This window comes from Cylindrospermum stagnale PCC 7417 (assembly GCF_000317535.1).
Taxonomy (GTDB): Bacteria; Cyanobacteriota; Cyanobacteriia; order Cyanobacteriales; family Nostocaceae; genus Cylindrospermum; species Cylindrospermum stagnale.
Genome location: NC_019757.1, coordinates 2751069 through 2775230 on the forward strand (window position 1 = coordinate 2751069; position 24162 = coordinate 2775230).

The 24162-nt window shown below is 43.6% G+C and carries 16 protein-coding genes and 1 pseudogene; 9 read left to right on the top strand and 8 right to left on the bottom strand.

Annotated elements, in window-relative coordinates; translation table 11 throughout:
• Position 1 precedes the first annotated feature (1 nt).
• Complete coding sequence (locus CYLST_RS11170; protein ID WP_041233583.1) at positions 2-1525, top strand: FAD-dependent oxidoreductase; 1524 nt, start codon at positions 2-4, stop codon at positions 1523-1525.
• A 72-nt stretch (positions 1526-1597) separates the two neighbouring features.
• On the opposite strand, the gene CYLST_RS36535 is transcribed toward CYLST_RS11170, so the two are convergent.
• Entirely contained in the window at positions 1598-1933 is a 336-nt protein-coding gene (locus CYLST_RS36535; protein ID WP_041233063.1) for a hypothetical protein, read from the bottom strand.
• A gap of 141 nt (positions 1934-2074) precedes the next feature.
• Here CYLST_RS36535 and tnpA point away from each other — a divergent pair.
• Positions 2075-2476, top strand: a pseudogene (gene tnpA, locus CYLST_RS11180) (IS200/IS605 family transposase).
• 45 nt (positions 2477-2521) lie between these two features.
• Here tnpA and CYLST_RS11185 read toward each other — a convergent pair.
• Positions 2522-2953, bottom strand: a complete 432-nt coding sequence (locus CYLST_RS11185) for a hypothetical protein (protein WP_015207835.1) — start codon at positions 2951-2953, stop codon at positions 2522-2524.
• 737 nt (positions 2954-3690) lie between these two features.
• On the opposite strand from CYLST_RS11185, the gene CYLST_RS11190 reads away from it, so the two are divergent.
• Positions 3691-4521, top strand: a complete 831-nt coding sequence (locus CYLST_RS11190) for a squalene/phytoene synthase family protein (RefSeq protein ID WP_015207836.1) — start codon at positions 3691-3693, stop codon at positions 4519-4521.
• 614 nt (positions 4522-5135) lie between these two features.
• On the top strand, positions 5136-6194 hold the full coding sequence (locus CYLST_RS11195; RefSeq protein ID WP_015207837.1) for a DNA-methyltransferase: 1059 nt from the start codon (positions 5136-5138) through the stop codon (positions 6192-6194).
• A 131-nt stretch (positions 6195-6325) separates the two neighbouring features.
• On the opposite strand, the gene CYLST_RS11200 is transcribed toward CYLST_RS11195, so the two are convergent.
• The 6 genes from CYLST_RS11200 to CYLST_RS11225 form a co-directional block, all read right to left on the bottom strand.
• Entirely contained in the window at positions 6326-8608 is a 2283-nt protein-coding gene (locus tag CYLST_RS11200; RefSeq protein ID WP_015207838.1) for an FdhF/YdeP family oxidoreductase, read from the bottom strand.
• Positions 8609-8839: 231 nt separating this feature from the next.
• On the bottom strand, positions 8840-9211 hold the full coding sequence (locus tag CYLST_RS11205) for a DUF2237 family protein (RefSeq protein ID WP_015207840.1): 372 nt from the start codon (positions 9209-9211) through the stop codon (positions 8840-8842).
• 297 nt (positions 9212-9508) lie between these two features.
• Positions 9509-11407, bottom strand: coding sequence for an alpha-amylase family glycosyl hydrolase (locus CYLST_RS11210; RefSeq protein WP_015207841.1), 1899 nt, complete (start codon positions 11405-11407; stop codon positions 9509-9511).
• A gap of 635 nt (positions 11408-12042) precedes the next feature.
• Positions 12043-13059, bottom strand: a complete 1017-nt coding sequence (hpnH, locus tag CYLST_RS11215) for an adenosyl-hopene transferase HpnH (RefSeq protein ID WP_015207842.1) — start codon at positions 13057-13059, stop codon at positions 12043-12045.
• A gap of 78 nt (positions 13060-13137) precedes the next feature.
• Positions 13138-14130, bottom strand: a complete 993-nt coding sequence (hpnA, locus tag CYLST_RS11220; protein ID WP_015207843.1) for a hopanoid-associated sugar epimerase — start codon at positions 14128-14130, stop codon at positions 13138-13140.
• Positions 14127-16799: an efflux RND transporter permease subunit gene (locus tag CYLST_RS11225; RefSeq protein ID WP_015207844.1), complete on the bottom strand. Its 2673-nt coding sequence runs from the start codon at positions 16797-16799 to the stop codon at positions 14127-14129. The genes hpnA and CYLST_RS11225 overlap by 4 nt, the downstream gene beginning before the upstream one ends.
• A gap of 463 nt (positions 16800-17262) precedes the next feature.
• Here CYLST_RS11225 and CYLST_RS11230 point away from each other — a divergent pair, with 463 nt between their 5' ends.
• From CYLST_RS11230 to CYLST_RS11250, 5 genes are all read left to right on the top strand, one after another.
• Complete coding sequence (locus CYLST_RS11230; protein WP_041233065.1) at positions 17263-17553, top strand: hypothetical protein; 291 nt, start codon at positions 17263-17265, stop codon at positions 17551-17553.
• Positions 17554-17864: 311 nt separating this feature from the next.
• Complete coding sequence (locus CYLST_RS11235; RefSeq protein WP_015207845.1) at positions 17865-18524, top strand: 5'-methylthioadenosine/S-adenosylhomocysteine nucleosidase family protein; 660 nt, start codon at positions 17865-17867, stop codon at positions 18522-18524.
• Positions 18525-18730: 206 nt separating this feature from the next.
• Entirely contained in the window at positions 18731-19450 is a 720-nt protein-coding gene (locus CYLST_RS11240; protein WP_015207846.1) for a response regulator, read from the top strand.
• A 36-nt stretch (positions 19451-19486) separates the two neighbouring features.
• Complete coding sequence (locus tag CYLST_RS32755) at positions 19487-22954, top strand: GAF domain-containing protein (protein WP_015207847.1); 3468 nt, start codon at positions 19487-19489, stop codon at positions 22952-22954.
• Between the two features lie 155 nt (positions 22955-23109).
• Positions 23110-24126 carry an SDR family oxidoreductase gene (locus tag CYLST_RS11250; RefSeq protein ID WP_015207848.1) on the top strand — a complete coding sequence of 339 codons (1017 nt, stop codon included), beginning with the start codon at positions 23110-23112 and terminating at the stop codon, positions 24124-24126.
• Positions 24127-24162 lie beyond the last annotated feature (36 nt).

Below are 24162 nucleotides of genomic sequence, written 5' to 3' on the forward strand. Positions count from 1 at the left end.
TATGCAAAACGACTCAGGAAAAACGATTTCTCTTTGGATGACAACGGCACAAGTGCCCGATCAACCAGTTCTCACCGAAAACATCCAGGCAGATGTGTGCATCGTCGGCGCGGGGATGGCGGGGATGTCAACCGCCTATATGTTAAGCCGTGCAGGTAAGTCAGTGGTGGTGCTGGACGATGGGGCAATTGGTGGGGGACAAACAGCGCGGACAACAGCACACCTCTCAAATGTCTTGAGTTATCGCTATTACGAACTGGAGGAAATGCATGGAGAAACCGGTGCAAAACTGATTGCTCAAAGTCATAAAACAGCGATTGAGACAATTGAAGCGATCGCTAAAACCGAACAAATTGACTGTGACTTCAAGCGACTTTCCGGCTATCTTTTTCCCCCAGACCTGAAATCTACAGATGAAATCAAGCGAGAACTAGCAGCAGCGCACCGGGCTGGACTAACCGAAGTCGAACTGGCGAATAGATCACCCCTAAAAGACTTTGACACAGGATTGTGTTTGCGTTTTCCCCAACAAGGGCAATTTGACCCGCTCAAGTATCTCCGGGGATTAGCTGAAGCAATTCAACGCCAGGGCGGTAAAATTTACACAAACACCCACGTAGAAAAAATTGCCCCTGGTACGCCTCCCCGCGTCGAGACAAGTAACGGTCATCTCGTCACCGCTAATGCTGTAGTTGTCGCCACCAACTCCCCCATTAGTAACTTGGCGACTATGCACTTAAAGCAAGCCCCATACATGACTTTTGCTATTGGTGCAAAAATACCTCACGATTCCATTCCTCAAGCACTTTATTGGGATACCCTCGACCCTTACCATTATGTGCGATCGCAAAACATTGACAATCAATATGATGTCCTAATTGTGGGCGGTGAAGACCACAAAACCGGACAAGCTAACGATGCTGATGCCCGGTATGCCAGACTTGAGACATGGACGCGAGAACGTTTCCCAATGGCAGAAGAGATTTTATATCGCTGGTCGGGACAGGTAATGAATGCTGATGATGGTATAGCCTACATCGGTAAAGACACAGAAAATGTCTATATCATCACCGGAGATACAGGCTTGGGAATGACCCACGGCACGATCGCAGGTATGATCTTAACTGATACGATTTTGGGACGAAAAAACCCCTGGGCACAACTCTACGACCCATCAAGAATCAAAGTTAGTGCCAATGCAGCCAGTGAATTCATCTCTGAAAATCTCAACGTTGCCCTCCAGTACTTAGATTGGCTAACACCAGGAGAAGTGGATTCCGTCGAAAAGATCGCCCCCGGTACAGGTGCCATAGTCCGGCGTGGTTTGACAAAAGTCGCCGCCTACCGAGACGAAAACAACACCCTACATCAGCATTCCGCAGTCTGTACCCACCTCAAATGCATCGTCGCCTGGAATTCTTCCGAAAAAACCTGGGATTGCCCCTGTCATGGTTCGCGGTTTGATACCCAAGGAAAGGTACTCAACGGCCCAGCGATTAACCCTCTTGAACCAGCAGATAAGTAGTCAATGAATTAGGAAAATTGCGCCTCCCCTTTTTTAAGCCGGGTTGGCGGTACCTTGTGAACTACCACACACTCACCCGAAGCGGGTAGAGTGTGGGCTTCTCCCTTCAACAACCACAGCCGCCACAGTAGTAGACCTACGCCCATACTGTTTTGGTCTTACATAGCCTTCAGGAGCAATAACGCTGGTCCCCAACGCCAATACACGCAAGCCTTCATTTTTAAGATTTTTCGCCGCATTAATATCTCTGTCGTGTCTTTGTTGTTCTGTCTCGTAAGACATCTCAAGATAAAAAGCCCCATTTTTAGGAAGAATAGTAAACTCTTTAACCTTGGAGTAATCAATATTTGATGGCATTGGCAGGAAAAATTCGGAAACGCCAAACCATCTTTTAACTGTCAGCCCCAAAGAAAATCTAAGTTGACCATCAACAAAAGTTGGTTTTTGTCCCCCAGAGTTTGGATAAGGGACTTGAAAAAGCTTTGAACCTTTGAGGTAATCTGGTGCTTTTGGTTTGAAATGTAGCTAGGGAGAAAACAACAGAAATTTATGCTGACACAAGAAGACTACAAAACCCACAACCACGTCAAATTCTTAGTTAACTATCATTTTGTGTGGATACCGAAGCGCAGAAAGAAAGTTTTAACAGGTGAGATAGCCACAAGAACCCGCCAGATTTTTGCAGAACTGGCTATAGACAAAGAATGGGATATTTTAGCTTTAGAAGTAGCCCCAGACCATATACACTTATTTGTTAGCGTTAAACCAACGGATACCGCACACCTTGTAATTAAGGCATTTAAAGGTCGTTCTAGCTATTAGTTGCGTAAAGAGTTTCCGCAACTAAAAAAACTACCGTCAATTTAGACAAGTAGTTATTTTGTGAGTACAGATGGGAATGTTAGCAGCGAAGCAGTTAGGCGTTATATTGAAGACCCACACCACGGATAATATAGACCCACACCACGGCACTTATCATCAAAAGTACGGGATAGCCTATTGTTCTTGCCATTCTACATCTAATCTTATATATTCATCCCAGGCATATATATACTGATACATTTCATTCAGAACATATATCGATAATGCCTGACCGTTATGTTCAGAGATGAAGGCCTTACCTTCTATCCGCCAAGAGGTTGCGTCGTTCCAGTTTTTATAGAAACCAACAGAACCTCTACGTACAGACAGCCACCACCCGGCTTGATTATGATAATATGTCCGGCCGTCATGAATGTGGAAATAGGGGGTTATACCTATCGGCCTATCTGAGACAACACACCACTCGTCAGTATCTGCACCTAGCCATCCTATGTCATCCCCATTTACACTCAGTTTAAGGTAAAAAATGTTACTGCCAAGAGCCGCTCTCTCTTTAGTCACTTCAGGCAAAAACTTACCAGTCGGTTTTATACTTCTGGGATCCATGATTGCTCCTATTTAGATGTTGTTTTAAACTAAATAACTCTTTACGTAAACTAGAGGTTGAAAGCTCGCACTTTCGCTTTTCTTAGCCAAAAGCAGGCTTTAAACTATTGCTACACCGTAGCTGTTTTGAATTTAGTTGTTAGCGCAATTAATTTTAAGTATAATTTGATGAATACATGATGGTAAATTGTAAATAATACTGAATTATCTTGAAAAATACATAGTATTACCTAAGTAACAAGTGTGAAAGCATCTAAACATACATAGAACTTACGCACTGTAAAAAGGGTAAACGCCACATCTGAAGCAATCAACCTTCTCGAACGCTGTGCATTTGTGCTGGGTGCGATTTGACCTGTCAAGAACAAAGGCGATCACAGTCGCAGTGACCGGATCGCCTTTCCTCTAAGAAAAATTGCTACTTCTTGCTTGTTCCAGAAAGTTAGGCAGAATGGTTCATGGCAACTTGCTACGCTGTTTAATTATCTATATTTATACTACAAATTAATAGAGAGTCAGATCAAACCCCACAGGAAAATTGGTTGCAGCCATAACCCTATATACTAGACTAGAATTTGCTAAATTTTAAATTTTTGTAAATTTAGATACCAGAACTTATTAGCTCTTAGATGAAATCTAGAGTATCTGTAGTTTTCATGTTCAGTCAAAACTATATCCAGTATCATCAATAAACTGCGGATTTCATGTGGTATAAAAATCAAAAGAGGAGTGAAAACATGGATTTACGTAGAGATGCATTGCAAATCCTCAAAGAAACTAGCCGAACTTTTTATATCCCAATTAGTATTTTACCATCAGGCTTGCAGGAAGCAGTTGCATCAGCATATTTGTGTATGCGTGCCATTGATGAAATTGAAGATCATCCAGAACTGGATAACGCCACAAAGAGACAACTGCTACGAAACATTAGCTTGACATTACAGGCAGGGGTTGATGGTTTCGCGGTTGATGCCTTTTCCGTAGGCTTTAGCGGCTATGAGGCTTCTTTAGCAGAAGTTAGCGTGCGGATTAGAGAATGGTCAATATTGGCACCAGAAAGCATTGCCCCACGGATTTGGGATGCGACTGCGGCAATGGCAGATAGAATGGCTGATTGGTCAGAAAGAAACTGGAAAATTGATACAGAGTCGGATTTAGATCGTTATACATTTGGCGTTGCCGGCGCGGTGGGATTATTGCTTTCTGACTTATGGTCTTGGTATGATGGGACTTCAACAAACCGCACTCAGGCGATCGCCTTTGGTCGGGGCTTACAAGCAGTAAACATTCTGCGTAACCACAGTGAAGATTTAAAGCGTGGAGTTGATTTCTACCCCACGGGTTGGAATAACACAAATCTGCAAGAGTATGCACGTCGCAATTTAGCCTTGGCAGATGCTTACACCAGTTCACTTCCTGCTGGCCCTGTCTTGCACTTTTGCCAAATTCCCTTAACTTTAGCTCATGGCACCCTTGAGGCCCTAGCTAATGGTAAAGAAAAACTCAGCCGCAGTGATGTTTTTGCGCTTATTGAAACGCTGATTGGTGTAAATATGAAAGCCAGCTAATAATCTCTTACAACAGCTAGCGATCGTACAGACGTGGTTATTCGCGTCTGTCCAAAGCCAAAGTTGACTGACTAGTAGCGCTTCTCTACGAGACGGTACGCTAACGCGGAATTAAAAATTAAAAAATGTTATAGTTTATATCTTTTGTCTAATTTAAATCGTAGCTTTATTTCAGCCGTGATGTACTAATGAGCTAAACCACATCTAGTTTGCATAATAGACATAGCAGTGAAAATTAAATATACATTATACAGAACCCAATGTTGAGACGTTACATGCGACGTCTCAACATTCTTTATCACTTTTATGTCTAATGTTAAATAAATTGTACATTTCTTGTAGGGATAGGATTCCTATTTGATTTTTGAAAAACCTGCGTACACCTCAATTTATCATCTCTTGACTTCTTACCTTGTGCCTGAGTGCCTTTTGCCTGCCTTCATCGGTAAGTTCAAAATTAAAATCTGAATGCTATCGCACGCCTAAATAATTCGTGAAAAATTTTATTGCCTCTTGCCTTTTGCCTTCTACCAGCAAGTTCACAAATCAAATAGGACTGCTATATATAAATATTATTGTCTTCTAAAATAGGACAATTATACTAACAAGTTTATATGAGACTTAATTGTAACCCCTACTACGAAACAAAATTTGGTGCCGCTTATTTAGGCAACAGCCTGGAACTAATGGCAGATATTGGCGACGAAAGTATCGATTTGATTTGCACCTCTCCACCATTTGCACTGGTTCGTAAAAAAGAATACGGAAACGTTGATGCCGATGAATATGTTGAATGGTTTAAAGATTATGCAGCACAATTTTACCGCATTCTTAAACCGACTGGCTCACTAGTTATTGATATTGGTGGCAGTTGGATTAAGGGGATGCCAGTTCGTTCACTTTATCATTTTGAATTGGTTGTTGCTTTGTGCAAAGCAAAAGAAAAAGGCGGACTTGGGTTTTATCTGGCACAAGAATTGTATTGGTATAATCCAGCAAAACTACCCACCCCGGCTGAATGGGTGACAATTCGCAGAGAAAGAGTAAAAGATTCGGTAAATACGATTTGGTGGCTGTCAAAAGAACCGCATCCTAAAGCGAATAATAGAAGGGTTTTAAAGCCTTATAGCAATGCAATGAAAAATCTTTTGAAGAATGGTTACAAAGCTAAAATTAGACCTTCAGGTCATGACATTTCCGATAAATTTAGAAAGGATCAAGGAGGGGCTATTCCCCCGAATATTATTGATGGACGTTGCCATATAGATAAAGGAGAAATAGGACAACCAACTCTCATACAAGAAAATTTATCTGAAGATTTAGTTCAACCAGTCAATCTGATTTCTGCCTCGAATACTGCTTCCAACGATTATTATCAAAAACGTTGCAAAGAAGAAGGTTTCAAGCCACACCCAGCAAGATTCCCTCACGCCTTACCAGAGTTTGTGATCAACCTTTGTACAGAACCAGGCGATATTGTTTTAGAACCTTTTGCCGGTTCTAATATGACAGGTCGAGTTGCAGAAACCTTACAAAGACGCTGGTTAGCTTTTGAGATTGATGAACAATATATCATCAGTTCCCAACTGAGATTTGAAGAAAATGCTCCTTTGGTTGTTGAACCTCCAGCAGATTTACCAAAAGTAGCATCAAAAAATGCTGGATCTAATTAAAACAAAGCCCTCACAGTTATGATAAGTATTCAACCTGATATTACTCCAAAAGGATTTTACTGCTGACCGCTGCTGTAAAATCTCTATAATCGAGAGTAAATTTTCAGAGTAGTTCGATCTAGCAAATATAATCAATTTTCTGGATAGACAAACGCAGGCACTCTCTTATAAGCTGGTGTCCCCGAACGCTCTTCAATTTGCGGTTTAAAGATCACATTTACCTCAGGGTAAAACATTAATGCAGATCCCGGACGCATTGCTCCATAAATAATCTCCACATTTTCTAGTTTGCCAACATTTCCCTGAACTGTGACACGCTGATGTTCTCGCAAAGATGCGCTTTCTACATCAGAGCGATTCATTAAAATGCAATTACGGTGAGGCATTCCCCGGAACTTATCTTCAATTTGATAGACAACAGTGTTATGTTGAGCATAACTGCGTCCTGTCATCAATGTGACAATTACACCTTTAGTACCATCAGGAATCCCCAAGTCTTTAGCTACTGGCAGGGTTAAATCTGGTAGTGGTGTAATAAACATATAAGCTTTTCCAGAGGGAGTTTTGAAGAGAGGGGCTGTTAAAATGCGATCGCTAATCGTAAATTCCTCTTTGGTTTGATCAATAGTCGCCAGATTCTCATACCCTGGAACAGTTTGGGCAATTAGTTGGCGAATATATTTGGTATCTTGTAATTTGCGCCAATTAACTGGATATTCGCCATGAATCCGATGGGCTAACTCAGTTAAAAATTCCACTTCGGGAATCAAATCTGCATCTTTTAGATGTGTCTTACCTTGATCATTAAGACGCACAAAATTATTACCCGACTCTACCGTTGTTTTATGTGGGTTCTCGAAGCGATTGAAGACGGGAATAATGATCGTATTTTTACTTGCCAATCCGTTGAAATGCCCCAAATTCGGTTTAGTAGCGAGATAGATAATAGTTTCAATGTTGCCTAATGCCCGCTTGATTTGAGTTGAATTTGGACTGGCTGCATACAAATTACCACCGAGACAGAGGAGAGTATCAACCTTACCAGCGTCCGCAGCTTCAATCAAGGTATGAGCGTTGTATCCCTTCACCCGACTTAAAGAACGTCCCAAGAGCTTTTCTAGGGCTGACTGCATTTCTTGTTTGAGTTGATGTACCGTCACACCCATTGAACCAAAGCCTTGAACGTTGGAATGTCCACGAATCGGCATTGTTCCAGCACCTAGTTTGCCTACATTGCCTGTTAACAAAGCTGTGTTGGCGATGCTGAAGACGTTATCAACTCCGTTGGCCTGTTGGGTGATGCCCATCGCCCAAGCGAAGACGACGCGCTGGGAAGTGCCGATCATTTCCGCCGCAATTTCGATTTCTTCGCGAGATATGCCACAGGTTTGCAGAATAATTTCCCAATTGAGCGATCGCACTTGTTCGATGATAGCTAACCATCCTTCTGTATATTGCTGAAGGAATTCATAATTGACGAGATCCTTCTCAATCAATGCTTTTTGAATACCGAGAAAGACTGCTACATCGCTCCCAGGAATCGGTTGGATGTAATGAGAAGCAATTTCTGAACCTTTGAGCAAAGATTTAATCGGATAGGCGGGGGACGCAAATTTGACCAGACCGATTTCAATTAAGGGATTGATAACAATGATTTTGCCACCGCGATCGCGCAGTTGAATGAGTTCGTTGATCAACCGGGGATGGTTGGCGGGGGCGTTAGAACCGATCAAAACGACGCAATCACTTTGTTTGAGATCAGCAAGACTCACCATCGATGTGCCAGAACCGAACATCTGATTGAGTGCAAATGTCGATGGTGCGTGACAAAGATCCGAACAGTCAGCTAGATTATTTGAGCCAAGCGATCGCATCATCAATTGCAGTAAAAACGCCGCTTCGTTGGAAGAACGACCAGAACTATAGGAAGCTACTCGTTCAGGAGTTTTCCGAAAAGCAGATAAAGCAATTTCATAAATCTCATCCCAACTGATGCGTTCATAATGAGACTTACCTTGACGTAAAATTACTGGAAAACTCAACCTGCCAAGACCGTCTGCTTCCAGGGATGTGAGTTTTTGGAGTTCGTTAATACTGTGTTGTTCAAAGAAGTGGCTAGGGACTGGGGGTTTAATTTCAGCGGAGATAGCTTCAACACTTTTCATACACCGCTGGAGTTTTTCCCCTTCTTCATTAGTAAAACCACCTTTTTGTCCACCAGTTCCCCAGGCACATGACAAGCAAGCACTTTTATGAAGTAAAGTTTTCCAGAGTTTTGGTCCTTCTGGCGACAATGTATGATTTGCCCAGTACTTAATAATAGGTAAACCGCCCCCAAATTCCGGCATATTCTCGTTTGTCTCTTCTAACAGAGGTAAGGAATGGATATTATGCAAGTTATCTTTATCCATCATGTAGCTTACTTACACCTCTTAGTTATGTCTAAACTATGTTGCTTGCAATCAGTGTCAGGAGATCACCAACTTTCGAGTACGATTTTTAGACCCCTTGATTTTTTTTTATTGACACGACGTTGTAAACGTTTTAATCGCTTACTTTGATGACGTTGCAACGCTTGTGGTAAAGCATTTTTAGCTTTCATACCACAAGCGATTTTTATGTTTTGTTTTAGCGCTTCAAAACACCTAAGAGAGAGTTAGGGCGTGTTTTTGCAAATCATCTAAATTACAGACCTCTAAGGCTCTTGCATGGGTGGCTGAAAGCACAACTGGTGGCGCAACGCCAGCTTCAAGGGCTTCTTGCCAACGCGCTGCACACAAACACCAACAATCACCAGGTTTCAATCCAGGGAAATTAAAAGCAGGAACAGGGGTACTCAGGTCATTTCCCAACGATTTGGTAAACGCCAAAAATTCTGCTGTTACTTGGGCACAAACAACGTGCATTCCAAAATCTTGACCACCTGTATGACAAAACCCGTCGCGGTAATACCCAGTTATGGGATTCGTGCAGCAAGCTGACAAATTTGTGCCGAGTACGTTTTTAGCATCTGCCATATTTAATCCTATATTCTGCAAGTCTTTTAATTTAGCTTACATATAACCTCCCAGAGTATTTCAACTTATTTTGACATTACGAATCACACTAGTACATCACGGCGGAAATAAAGCGACCAGTCAAAATACCTGAAAGCTTTACAGTACAAGCTTTTTAATTTTGAATATTAAATTTTTAATTCCGCGTAAGCGCAAAGCGCAGGCTCCGCGAACGCTAAGGCGGAGCCTGCCGTAGGTAAAGGCTATACGCGTAGCGTCTCGTAGAGATAGCGGTACTAGTGAACTGCAAACATAAAGCTAAACATTTGCGTAATAAATTCTTCCCCAATTAGAGTTTAAATTTTGTCTCTCCAACAAATATTTGTTAACTGGGAATTCTTCACCATTTAATAAATCTTTCCATCGACCATTGTGGGGAAAAGGAACATCGACAACTTGGTCAAAACTTGAGCAATTTAAGACGATAATAAATTTTTCTACTTGACCATCTTTGCCGATACCCCAGCGATGATAAATAATAACATCCTTGTCAATATTAACGCCATAGCCTTGATAATTAAATTTAGTATTTGTCTCGTCGTAATTATCAGGGTAAAAGAAAGGTGAACAGAGTGAAGGATAATTTTTTCTGATCTGAATCAGTTTTCTGTACAAGTTAATTAATCTACTACCGATAAAATCAGTACTGCGTTCCCAATTAACTGGTCTGGATTGTACACGATCAGGTCCACTTTCCGGCAAATAATATTCATCGCCAAATTCCTGACCATTATGAATCAGTACTGTACCAGGCAATGTCAACAGTGCTATAGCATAAGGCTGAGTTTTAAACCAATTTTCCTCTCTAGAGACACCAACTCTAGAACCACCAACTTTATTAACTAAAGTGCCGTGGTCATGATTCTCAATGTAGATTACAGGATTATTGCCTGGATAAAAATCTCTACTGGTATGCATGGCCCTCATAATTGACGTATTAACGTTGCCAGATGAACCAGAGTCAAAAGCCTGAAACATTAAAGGATCATACCAACAACCTGTTGCACCAATTCTATTGGTATCATCAATTGCCTGATATCTATTATCAGTTAAATGTTCTATCATCAAAGCAATATTTGTTCGATTAGTACCATATAGATAACCATGCAGGTTTGAAATAAGTCTACTAATTCCAGGATCTACACCATCTCTACGGAAAAATCCCAAAGTGTAATCAAAACGTATGCCATCAATTTGATATGTATCTAGCCAATATTTGCATACATCAAAGATAAATTCCTGAGCACATTTATTATCAAAATTTAGTTCTTCAAAAAAACCTCCACGCTCGAAATCGCCAATAAAAGGCGAATCTTGTGGATTCTGGTACAGCCAATAATAAGGGAAGCCTCTACCTGGGTTATTTTGATCTACATCTACATGGTTAAAAACACCATCCATGATCACATGGATATTACGGCTATGAAGCTCATCGATTAGCATCTGTAGCCTAAATAACCTATCAAGATTCGCCTCTAATTCGTCTGGAGATTGGGGATTGGTATAACGGTCTTCAATAGCAAAATATAAAAATGGATTGTATCCCCAACTAAAATTACGACCATAAGTAGCTGTCCAGGGCATAAACTCAACAGCATTAATACCCAAACCTACAAAATAATCAATTTTTCCTCTAATTATGTCTAAGGGAGCATTTCCTTCAACTTGGGGATTTCTATGATCAAACAGGTTTTCAACAAAATCATCAATCATGATTTCATATATTATTAAGTCCTTTGGTGTCAGGCGGTTAGCTATAGGTTGGACATTTTGAACTGGGTTTCCACCAACAACAAAAGCAGAATTTTCATTATTTGGATCTAGACCACTATATTTGGTGCAAGGGTCACCACACCATCTTTGCTCATTATTTTCAAAAGTGACAAAGAATTTGTATTGATAAAACCCATCACACAGAGTGGTTTCATAAGAATATAACCATCCTTTAGGATGGTCTTGTTTTGTCATTTCTGGGGCAGTATTAATGTCCCAATTTTGCTGATTAATCTTCTCTTGAAAATCGCCAACCACTTGAATATTTCTAATACACGGAATTCCACCTTTTATATATTGTGCAGGATCTTTATGACTGTCTGGAAAGAAAAGCTTAAAAGTAACATTGTTGCCAGCAGTAACCACACCAAATTTTTCGTACATACAATCTTATGAATCTAGTTGCTAGGTAATATTTAAAATCTATGTACTACCTATCGTTTATTCCTCTAACTTTAGAAATAGATTTAGTTTATTTGTTATTTTATAAGGCTAGATGAATATCCATTTTTATCGCGATTATCGGTCGGATTAAATACAATTGAGGGTGGGGTTTTCCATTGGTGTTAACTTAACGTTAAAACCTAGTAACGACGGTATAACAACATTTACCCAATTACCAATTAATCCAGAAGAACCCCACCCCGGTTTTGCTGGCGCAAAACCTCCCCTCCCCTCATGAGGGGAGGGGATTGAGGGGTGGGGTTAAACGTATGTGGAACAACAGTTTCACCTTAAGTTGATATTCATGGGGGTTTCCCCCTACAGGGTTTGCGATTTAAAACTGTAACTCACTGATATGAAAACCGCTATAATTATTTCACTTAATTTTAAATTGCTATAAGCAATTTTATAGCAATTCTAATTTTTTTGAAAATCCCCAGACTGTGGGTTAAAACTAGCAAAAGCATATTAGTAGGGTGCGTCAGACTCGATAATTTGCTAACTATCAATAAATTTTCGATATCTGACGCACCCTACAAGAGACATTGAGATTTTGACAGTCTGGGAATTATCAATTATTTACCAAACACACTGCCAATAGCCCGTGCCATGTTTTGCGGTTGCATCGCATCTATTGCTGCGGTCGGTTCATAACCACAGTGAACCATGCAATCAGCACATTTGGGATTACCACTAGCACGACCGTATTTACTCCAGTCAGTTTTTGCTAATAGTTCATCAAAGCTGGTGTAATAACCTTCATTCAAAAGATAGCAGGGTTTTTGCCAACCGAGAACGCTGTAACTAGGGCTACCCCAAGGTGTGCATTCGTAGTCTTTTTCACCGATGAGAAAATCTAGAAATAGCGGGTTGTGATTAAAGTTCCAGTTCTTTTTACCGGCTGTGTATGGGGCTAAGATTTGGCGGAAGAGGGCGCGGGTTTGTTCCCGCTGGAGGAAATGATCTTGATCTGGTGCCCACTCATAACTGTAGCCTGGAGAAATCATCATCCCATCAGTATTCAGTGTTTCTAGGAAGTCGAAAAACTCTTGCATTTCTTGAGGATTACAACCTTCAAAAATAGTGGTGTTGGTGGTGACACGAAAGCCTTTAGCTTTGGCGGCGCGAATGGCTTTGACGGCGATATCAAAAACGCCTTTGCGGTCTACACATTGATCGTGCCATTCCCGCATTCCATCTAAATGGACGCTGAAAGTTAGATAAGGTGAAGGTTGAAACTTATCTAGGCTTTTTTCTAACAACAGAGCATTAGTACACAAGTAAATATACTTTTTGCGCTCAATTAATCCCCGAACAATTACATCAATTTGGGGATGTAACAGCGGTTCTCCTCCAGGAATAGAAACTACTGGTGCGCCGCATTCTTCAACTGCGGCAAAGCACTGTTCTGGGGTAAGGTTTTGCTTGAGTATTTCTGTTGGGTGCTGGATTTTTCCACAACCAGTACAGGCAAGGTTACAGCGGAAAAGAGGTTCCAACATCAATACTAGGGGAAAGCGTTTACGCCCTTTTAATCGCTGGGTAACGAGATACTTGCCGATATCTATTGCTTGTTGTAGATTAACTGCCATTGTTTTTATCACTCCTCTGTTATATGGAAAAACACCACTGTCCAAGTCAAAACTAAAAAGCACGCACTGGGCTTACTACTAGCTTTTATTGACATAGCCTTGAGAGACAAACCAATCTACAGCATCTTTGAGTGCTAGATTCAGGGAAGACTGAGGTAAACCCAACTCGCGGACAGCCTTAGAGGCATCATAATACATAGGTTGTTTCGCCATGCGGACACCATCTAAAGGTACTGAGGGCGTTTTACCTAAAGGTGCGAGGATTTTTTCATCAACCCAAGCAGCGCTGTAGGGTATCCAAGGGGGGATAGATTTTTGGGGTGGTTTTAAGCCGGTGATTTCGGCGAGTTGTTCTAGCAGTTGCTTGAGGCTGAGGTTTTGGTTTCCTAAGATATAGCGATCGCCTGATTTTCCCTTTTGCAACGCCAGTAAGTGCCCCCTGGCTACATCTCGGACATCAATAAAGTTCAAACCAGTATCTAAATAAAAGGGCATTTGTCGCCGTAAAAACCGCAGGATAATATCGCCGGTTGGGGTGGGTTTGATATCCATTGACCCAATGGGGCTGCTAGGATTGACGACAACGATTTCCTGTCCCAGACTTGCGGCGGCGATCGCTACTTGTTCAGCGAGAAACTTCGATTTTTTGTAATCACCCACCAATTTCTCTAAGGGACTCTGATAACTTTCATCTACGACTTTACCAGATGCCCCCACCCCAATCGCGGCTACGGAACTGGTGTACACAGTGCGTTCAATTCCAGCTTTTTGGGCGGCTGCCAAAACATTGCGCGTACCTTGGACATTATCAAAGTAAAGTTGCTCTTTGTCTACTTGCCATAGAGAATAATGGGCAGCGACATGAAATAGATATTGACAACCTTGCATTTGCTGCCACAAATCCGGGTGATTCAAATCGCCTTTGACAATTTCTACGGGTAAACCCCGGAGATTTCCCAAGTTACTGCTAGGGCGTACCAAAGCTTTAACGGTGTATCCTTCTTGTAACAACAACCTCACAACATGGGCACCAACAAAACCTGTACCCCCGGTAACAAATACTTGCGTCACAGGTTTTCCCTCTGCTTAAACCGGGGAAACCAATCATCTAAGATGGCGTAAACCACTGGGACAACAATTAAACTGAGGATAGTGGATGTTACCAAACCGCCGGCAATAGCTACAGCCATAGGCGATCGCAATTCGGAACCCGCACCCAAACCCAAAGCGATGGGTACCATCCCCAAAATAGTCGAAGCTGTAGTCATCATAATTGGTCGCAGACGCACTGGCCCAGCCTTGAGAATCGCCTCTGTCCGGTCTAACCCAGATTCCCGTAGCTGGTTGATATAATCCACAATCAAGATGGCGTTTTTGTTCGTGATTCCCAGCAAAAACACAAAACCGATCAGGGAAATCATCCCGAAATCACTCTTGGTAATCAGTAACGCCAACATCGCCCCCACCAATGCCAAAGGTAAAGAAACCCCAATTACCACAGGGTCTACCCAGCCTTTAAACAGCCAAATCAGCACCACCACAATACACAGTGCCGATAAACCCAAAGTTGCGCCAAAACTGCCAAACACCTCACCTTGGCGGGCAGAATCTCCTCCCAAGTCCAAAGAAACACCAGGGGGAATTACAGCTTTAGCTTCAGCCACGACTTTATCTGTAGCATTACCCAAGGTTAAATCCTTACCCAAATTTGCACCGATATAAGCCACCCGCTGATTATTCAAATGCTCAATTTGAAAAACTGTGTCTTGTTTGGTATCACCTGTAATGGTGACATCAGCAAATCCTGGTAGTTTCTCAATTCGCTCTTTAATTGCTTTGGTTGTTTTGCTGAGTGCTTTCAGGTCATCACCCCGCAAAGCTATTTGAAGCGGTTTTTGACCACCAGTATCGACAAATTGAATATCTTCAACGCTGGTTGTGACACCAGAAAGATTAGGCAAAGAAGCACGGAACTGATCTTGAAGTTCTGAAGTTTTAATTTCCCGATTTTCCTTCAACTTCACATAAAGCGTGCCTTTATTTGGCTCACCCTCACGAGAACCAATAGTAGTAAATACCGTTTCCACTGCGGGAGACTTTCTCACAACCGCTTCCAGTTTTTTCGCCACCTCCAAAGAATCATTCAACGGGTTGGGGATGGGAATTGAAGGGGAAATTCCTGCCTGTGCGGCCTGTGCTGCTAGCTTCTGCAAAGTAGCCTGATCAGGAATATTTGGCAGAGGAGCAGTATAAACTATATTGAACTCACCCCGGTCGAGTTTGGGAATAAATCCTTTAGGAATCAGGGGAATTAGCGCTATCCCAGCCACAAAACTGAGGACAGCTAACCCCAAAACTATCCCTCGGTGGCTCAAAGACCACCCCAACAAGTTTTGGTAAGATTGGGCAAAACCCGCCCAGAGATTGCTTTCTCGGCGTGGAGAACGGGAAGCTGTGGGTTTCAGCCAGTAGATACACAGCACCGGCGATAAAGTCCGGGCTACCATCATCGAAGTGAGCATCGCTGCTGAGACAGTGATGCCAAATGGCTTAAAGAATTGACCAATTACCCCACCCATCAAACCTATGGGGAGAAAAACCGCTACCGCTGTAAATGTAGCAGCGGTGACAGTTAGCCCAATTTCATTTGTAGCAATCAAAGCAGCTTGCCGGGGAGTTTCCCCATCTTCGACGTGTCGCATGATGTTTTCTACATCAACGATCGCATCATCGACAATACTGCCAATCACCAAAGCCAGTGCCAGCAAAGTAATTGTCTCTAAATTAAAGCCATAAATCGCCATCACAATAAACGTTCCCAGCAAAGAGACAGGAATCGCTAAGGCAGAAATTAGGGTAGCTTGCCAATTCCATAAAAATGGATAGATGACGATGATTGACAAAGCGATCGCTTCAATGAGTGCATCTATCGTTGACTTGGTAGCATCGCGGATATATTTTGCCTGAGTAGCGGCTAAAGAGAGTTTGATATCCTTCAAGCTAGACTGTAGCCGTTGGACTTCCTTCTCTACCAGGCTGACAACTTCCAAGGTGTTAGCGCTACCGCGTTTAATTACCTGAAAAGCCAAGGCATCTTTGCCATTAAACCGAATTAAATTTGCTCCTGCTTGGGGGGCTGCATTTGCGGCACTTGGGGGCGTAGCGGAGCTAGCATTGCCCAATAGAGAGACCTTTAAAACGCCAGGCAATTTAGCGATCGCCGGCACGATTTGCTCTTTTGCCAATTTACTCAAATCGCCGAGATTCCGCGAAGGACTCTCAATGGCGTAGCTAATAGCCGCCGACTCATTTAAATTCAAGGGAATAATTTTATAATTTGCTCCTTGAGGTAAAGTCAACTTTTTGAGTACAGATTCAGCGTTGCTGGTGGCTGTTTCTAAATTCGTCCCCACAGCAAAAGCCAGACTAACAGCAGATTGTCCTGGATAAGTGGATGAGCGAATCTCGTCAATTCCTTCCAGAGATTTCAGTTGCTCTTCCAGTGGAAGAGTGAGTTTTGCTTCCGTATCCAAAGCCGTAGTTAGCGGTGCTTGAGCATTCACCACCACCACCGGAAAGGTAATATCAGGAAACAAAGCATACTTCAGGGAACTGAAAGCTAAAATACCGGCTATAGTTACGGCTAGCCAAAAGCAGACCGTGAGCCAAGAATGTGCGATCGCTAATTTAGAAATATTAAAGCGCTCTCGTGCTGATTTTGCGCTATTAGACTTTACCATCTTAAAAATTCATCGAGCAAGTGACGCCATTACTTACGTCATGCTACAGCAAGCGGTTGTTGTTTGGGCGTTTGGATGGCTGATAAAAGCTATTGTCTGCCATACAGACCATTCGTAGACAGCAATGCTGTGCCCCTACCGCTGATCCAATTTTTATCTAATCAGGGACATACCCAAAACATAGTTGAACGAGTTAATAAATCAAAAATCTTCCCGCCGCTTCTTGATTTCCTGCAAACAGCAGCTTGAAATGTGGAAAGCTACAACCGATTAACTTACAACGCTTGTGGTAAAGCACTTTCAGCTTTTACACTACAATTAATTATGACTGGCGCGACTCCTCAAAACCTCAGAATCCTGAAGATGACTTAATTGTAGAGGGCTGGCGACGGTGCGCTGATGGAACCTTTGAAAAAATCGCCGAAACCGAACAAAATACAATAGATAAAACGGAGGATGCACAGTGACATCTTTTTTATGCGACCAGGTGATAGACTTTGATGCTGTTGATGCTTATGAAGCCAAAGACATAGAAAAGCTAGTAAATCAGATACAAACATTACTTACAACTGATAAAAATTCCAAAGTTGTAGTTTTGCTGAGAAATGCTCATTACCTAACGACAAAAGCCTTTGCTGTCCTATATAGCTACCTTCGTCAGCAACCGTCAGGCGATGTAGTGCTGATACTTGTCTCTGCGGATAAATCAAAAATCTTCCCGCCCCTGCTGGATTTCGTGCAGACAGCAGCTTGAAACGTAGAAAGCTACAACCGATTAACTGACAACACTTGTGTTCAAGCACTTTCAGCCCTTACACCACCGCAAGCGTTTTTTGCTGATATTCCTTTTCCCCTCTTCCTTGGCGTTCTTGGCGTCTTGGCGGTTCGTTAAAAAAGATATACTAACGACACAAAAAGCGAATCTTAACTCTTCTTCCCTCTTCCTCATATCAATTAGATACGACACGCGTGACGGATTTGAAACAAAAAGCAAGCGAATCGTAACTCTTCTTCCTTCTCCCCTCTTCCTCTGCGTCCTCTGCGCCTGGAGCGGTTCGTTACAAAATGCTTAACACCCCACCCATCAACACAATAATTGTTCCCCAAGGAGCAGAATATCAAGCAGTGAAACGCGGCTTAAACCGAGCCAGCGGTGAAAAACCCAACGTCATAGCGATTCCCGTAGGAGTACAGCCCCTACGCCAATACTTGCAACAGTGGACAGGAGAGAAAAATAGAATATTGCTGATGGGTTTATGTGGAAGCTTGCAGACACACCACACAGTTGGGGATGTCGTGTTGTACAAAGATTGTAATTATCAGGGAAAACTGCAAAAGTGTAACAACACACTCACCGCACAGATTCAAACCCATATACCAGATAAAGTAACACTTGTCAAATCATTAACAAGCGATCGCCTAATTTGGTCAGCAGCCGAAAAACGTTATCTAAGTGAGAACACTGGTGCTGATGTAGTAGATATGGAAGGATATGCCGCCCTAGAGTTTTTCCCAACCCTCGCCATATTGCGAGTAGTCAGCGACAACGCCCAGCACGATATACCCGATTTAACATCAGCCATTAGCCTGGATGGTTCACTAAAACCCTTAGAAATAGCGATCGCATTTTTCCGCCAACCTTTAGCTGCAACTCGGTTGATTCGTGGTTCCTTACGCGGGTTAAAAGTGTTAGAACAAGCCACAACTTCACTATTTTCTACCTAGAAAAAGTGAATAAGTAGGTAAATGCTAGTAGGTAATTCGCTCCATTCTCTTACCAAGGGAAGATGGATTGAATTCATATACTTATCTTAGGGTGTATGGAACCGAGTTAAGATATACCTCTATAATCTTTTAGCCAGATTAAAATCACCCCAATAGGTGGTTTTAAACTTTTTCTCTGTAGTTTAGGCAAAAATTGAGGCTTGGCAATGAATACAATCCGTGTAGTTTTAATTGAAGATCACGACCTTACACGAGTTGGTATCCGTGCTGCATTGCAGAAAGTGGATAACTTTGAAGTCGTCGGCGATGCTAGAGATGCCGAGTCTGGTCTAAAGCTACTAAACGCCACCCAACCAGATGTAGCGATAGTTGATGTCGGTCTGCCTAATATGAGCGGGATTGAGTTGACCCAACACTTCAAAAATTCAACAGATCCAGAACAAATTTCTGAAACCAAAATTTTGATTATGACCATGCAGGATAGTCCAGAAACTGTTCTCGCTGCCTTTGCTGCTGGGGCAGACTCTTACTGTATGAAAGATGCCAGCATTGATAAATTGGTAGATGCTTTGCGAAGCACCGCTAGTGGAAATGCCTGGATTGACCCAACAATTGCTCGAATCGTCTTGCAGCAGACTCAAAAAACTTCCATTGCTGGCGACGGAAATGCTCTACCTGACACAATTGCCATCAACGGCTTGCCAGCAAAATATAGCCAGATTGTCGAAAGCTTTCCCCTGACACCACGAGAATTAGATGTTTTGCGGCTGATTGTCGACGGATGCAGTAACGCGGCGATTGCCGAGCAACTATACATTTCAGTAGGTACAGTTAAAACACACGTTCGGAGTATTCTGAATAAGCTATGCGTCAGTGACCGCACTCAGATAGCAGTTCGTGCTTTGCGAGGTGGATTAGTCGCGTAACATCCTCAAAGCTATCGGACATACTGAAAACCTACTATGACTGAAGCATTGCCCGAAAAGGCTTTAAGCCAAGCTCCCCTACCCGCGAACGAAGTCGAACGCTTAACAGCACTTTATCGGTACAATGTTCTCGACACTCCACCCGAAGCTGCTTTTGATCGCATCACAGTTCTGGCTGCGCGGCTATTTGACATCCCAACTGTACTGGTTTCCCTGGTAGACGAATCGAGGGTCTGGTTCAAATCTAGCGTCGGGTGCGACACTCGTGAAATTAACAGGGAAGCGACCATTTGCAACTTTGCAGTTTGGCTGAACGAGATTTTAGTCATTCCAGATACCACAAAAGATGATCGCTTTGTGAATAATCCTTTAGTGCAGGATGAACAAGGCGTTCGTTTCTACGCAGGTGCCCCCTTGCTCACCCATGATGGCTTTAACTTGGGTACCCTGTGTCTGTTAGATAGCAAGCCACGGCAACAGTTGAGTGTTGAGCAAAAAGCCACCCTGACCGACCTAGCCGCAATGGTTGTAGATGAACTAGAGCTACGACTAGCATCTGGGAGAATCGCCCAGATAGATGCTGCCTTGCTACAGGTGACTCAGGGAGTTTCAGCAGTCACCGGCGAGGCATTTTTATTGTCTCTAGTGCAACACTTCACCCAAGTTTTAGGGATGGATTATGCCTACATCGGTCTGGTGATTGGTGATGAGCCAGAGGCAGTGAAAACCATAGCTGCTTGTGAACAAGGTCAGGTCGTGGACAACTTTGAATATTTGCTGCGTGACACGCCTTGTCAAGAAGTGATTCAGCAAAAAAAAATCTGCTGCTATCCCCGTGGAGTGCAAGCTCAATTTGCCGACGCCCAGATGCTGGCGCAGATGGAAGTAGAAAGTTATGTGGCGATTCCGTTTTTCGACTCTACAGGCACTCCCCTAGGATTGCTTGGTGTCATGGGACGAAAACCTCTAGAAAACGTCCAACTAGCATCCGCCCTGCTCACGCTCTTTGCGATGCGGATTGTGACTGAACTAGAGCGACAACAAGCCGAGGAGGCGCTAAGGCAGCGCGAAACAGAACTTCGCTTGATCACGAATACAGTCCCAGTTTTGATTTCCTTTGTAGATTCCGAGCAGTGCTATCGCTTCAATAATCGGGCTTACGAAGAATGGTTTGGCAAGAACGCAGCAGACATCTATGGTAAGCATCTGTGGGAGGTTTTGGGCGAATCGGCATATCAAGTGATTCGTCCCTACGTAGAGCAGGTATTAGCAGGAGGGCAAGTCACCTTTGAGAGTCAGGTTCCTTTCAAAGATGGTGGAACACGATACATCAGCGCCACTTACGTTCCCCGACTTGACAGCCAAGGAAATGTGGAAGGATTTGTGGCGTTGGTCAGCGACATGAGCGAACAACTTGCGGCGCTCCGCGATCGCCAGCAGGCTTATGAGGCACAGCAGGAGAGTGAAGCACGGTTTGAGATCCTGGCAGACTCAGCTCCTGTATTGATCTGGATGTCTGGACTCGATAAACTCTGCTATTACTTCAGTCAAGCTTGGCTCGACTTTACCGGGCGGACTCTGGAACAAGAAATGGGTAACGGTTGGCTGGAAGGCGTCCATCCTGATGAGCTAGAACATTGCATAGATACCTATGCTACTGCCTTTGATGCCCGTCAAAAGTTCATGATGGAATATCGCCTGCGGCGCTTTGATGGAGAGTATCGCTGGATTTTAGATATCGGCGTCCCTCGGTTTACACCAGACGGTAGCTTTGTTGGTTATGTCGGTTCCTGTATAGACATCACTGAACGCAAGCACTTTGAAGCAGAACGCGCTCAACTCCTAGCTCGCGAGCAACAGCAGACCCGCCTGTTACAAAAGCTGGCTGAAGCATCTCTCACGATCAACTCCACCCTATCGCTCAACGAACGGCTGCGGCTAATCACAGACCAAGCTCGCGAAATCATCGCCACTCATCAATCTGTTACCAGTATGACGGATAGTGATAACTGGGCACAAGCAATCCATACGGTGTCTCTCTCAGATAAGTATGCACAGTGGCGCGATTACAATCAGCAGCCAGATGGCTCTGGTATCTATACACTCGTCTGTCGTACGCAACGTGTTACGCGAATGACTCAAGCTGAACTAGAAGCGCATCCAAATTGGCATGGGTTTAGCTTGGAAGAAAGTAAACATCCTCCTATGCGTGGTTGGCTAGCTGCACCTCTCACCAGCCGTAACGGCAAGAACCTCGGTTTAATTCAACTCTCAGACAAATACGAGGGTGATTTCACTCCAGAAGATGAAGCCATTTTAGTGCAACTGGCTCAGATGGCATCCTCAGCAATCGATAATGCTCAACTCTATGAAGCATCTCAGCAAGCTAATCGGGTCAAGGATGAATTTCTGGCAGTGCTTTCCCATGAATTGCGATCGCCTCTTAGCCCGATTTTAGGCTGGTCACAGTTGCTGCAAACCCATTCGCTCGATGCAGCCAAAACCCATCAAGCCCTAACTGTGATTGAACGTAATGCCAAATTGCAGGCTGAACTGATTGACGATTTACTAGATGTCTCTAAAATTTTACAAGGCAAACTCAGCCTGAATATCTGCCAGGTCGATTTGACATCGATGATTCAAGGCGCAATCGAAACAGTGCGGCTAGCTGCGGTTGCCAAGTCTATTCAAATACAGACAATGTTTAAACCGAATGTAGGCAAAGTTTCCGGTGATCCTAGCCGATTGCAGCAAGTGATTTGGAATCTCCTCTCCAACGCTGTCAAATTCACCGATGTCGGCGGACTGGTGAACATTCAACTCGAACGGCTTGGCTCTCAAGCCCAGATCACTGTCAGCGATACGGGTAAAGGCATATCTCCAGACTTTTTGCCTTATGTCTTTGACTACTTCCGCCAAGCAGATGCGACGACAACCAGAAAGTTTGGTGGATTGGGGTTAGGGCTGGCGATTGTCCGTCATTTAGTCGAACTGCATGGCGGCACAGTTCAGGCACAGAGTTTGGGAGTTGGACAGGGAACCACCTTTACAGTGCTACTCCCGCTGATACTACCTCTACCCGAGACAAACCAAGAATCTCAACAATCTCGGCAATCCCTAGATTTGAGTGGTGTAAAAATTTTAGTAGTGGATGATGATGTCGATACACGGGAGTTTATTGCTTTCCTGCTAGAGCAGTATGGAGCTAGTGTGAGAGTAGTAGCCTCAGCCAGGGAGGTGCTAACCGCTTTAACTCAATCTCGGCCAGACGTGCTATTGAGCGATATTGGTATGCCAGAAGAAGATGGCTATATGCTAATTCAGCAAGTGCGAACCCTGCCTCCAGACAAGGGGGGGCTGATTCCGGCGATCGCACTCACCGCTTATGCTGGAGAAATTAACTATCAGCAGGCACTAAAAGCAGGCTTTGAAAAACATATTCCTAAGCCTGTAGAGCCAGATAAGCTAGTTGAAGCAATTTCCAACTTAGTCGTTAAAAAATGATGGCGACAGATGGAAGCGAGATACCCCAGATACACCAAGCGGTTTCCAATCCAAAATCTAAAATTGGTATAAGCTCTCGGCATAAGTCTTGTGAGGGATGAAGCGAACGCCAATCCAACGTATCACATGGAAGAAGTAGACCCAGAATATTTACCATGCAATTGAAGCCAATTAATCAGCAGGTAGTGGTCATCGTTGGGGCTTCCAGTGGGATCGGGCGAGAAACAGCGCTGAAGTTTGCCCATGGTGGGGCTTCCTTAGTAGTTGCAGCACGTAGCGAACCAGGGCTAAAGTCCTTGGTGGAGCAAATCCGTGGCAATGGCGGTCAAGTGATATCTGTGATTGCAGATGTCAGTGACTTTCAGCAGGTAAAAGCGATCGCCGACAAAGCCGTGGCAGAATACGGAAGATTAGATACTTGGGTTCATGCTGCGGCTACAGGTATACTCGCCCCCTTTGAGAAAATCACACCAGAGGAATTTGCCCGCGTCGTTGATGTGACTTTGATGGGACAGGTACATGGGGCAATGGCCGCCCTACCCTACCTCAAACAAGAGGGACGAGGGGCGCTGATTCATATTTCCTCAGTCGAGGGTAGGCGTGCTCTACCGTTGCAAAGTCCCTACTCTGCCGCCAAACATGGTTTAGAAGGTTTTTTAGAAGCCTTGCGGGTGGAATTGCAACAGGAAAAATGGCCGATTAGTGTCACTTCTGTCAGACCTTCGGTGATTAATACACCTTATTACAACAAAGTTCGCACCAAGCTAGGGGTGAAACCGACGGGAATACCACCATATTACCAACCAGATATTGTTGCCGATGCCATTGTTTATGTTGCTGAACACCCGAAGCGAGATTTTATCGTTGGGGATACAGGCAAAGTATTAGATCTGCTGCAACGCATCTCTCCTGAATTAGTGGATGCGCTGTTTTTAGCGATCGCATTTTCGGGACAGCGCACCGATGAGCCAAAATCAGAAGATGCGCCAGATAATGTATTTGCACCGATTCCCGGCTACGACAGAGTAGAGGGAGACTTTAGAAACTTGACAATCCCAACTTTTTTCGATTGGTTGGATATGAATCCCCCGCTAAGGTGGGGGGCGTTAGCGTTAGCAGCCTTGGGGGTAGTGGCATTTGTTAGTGGGTGGCGTCAAGGGAATGATCTTTGATGAGTTTTTCATGCCCTACAATTTGAATAGTGAACT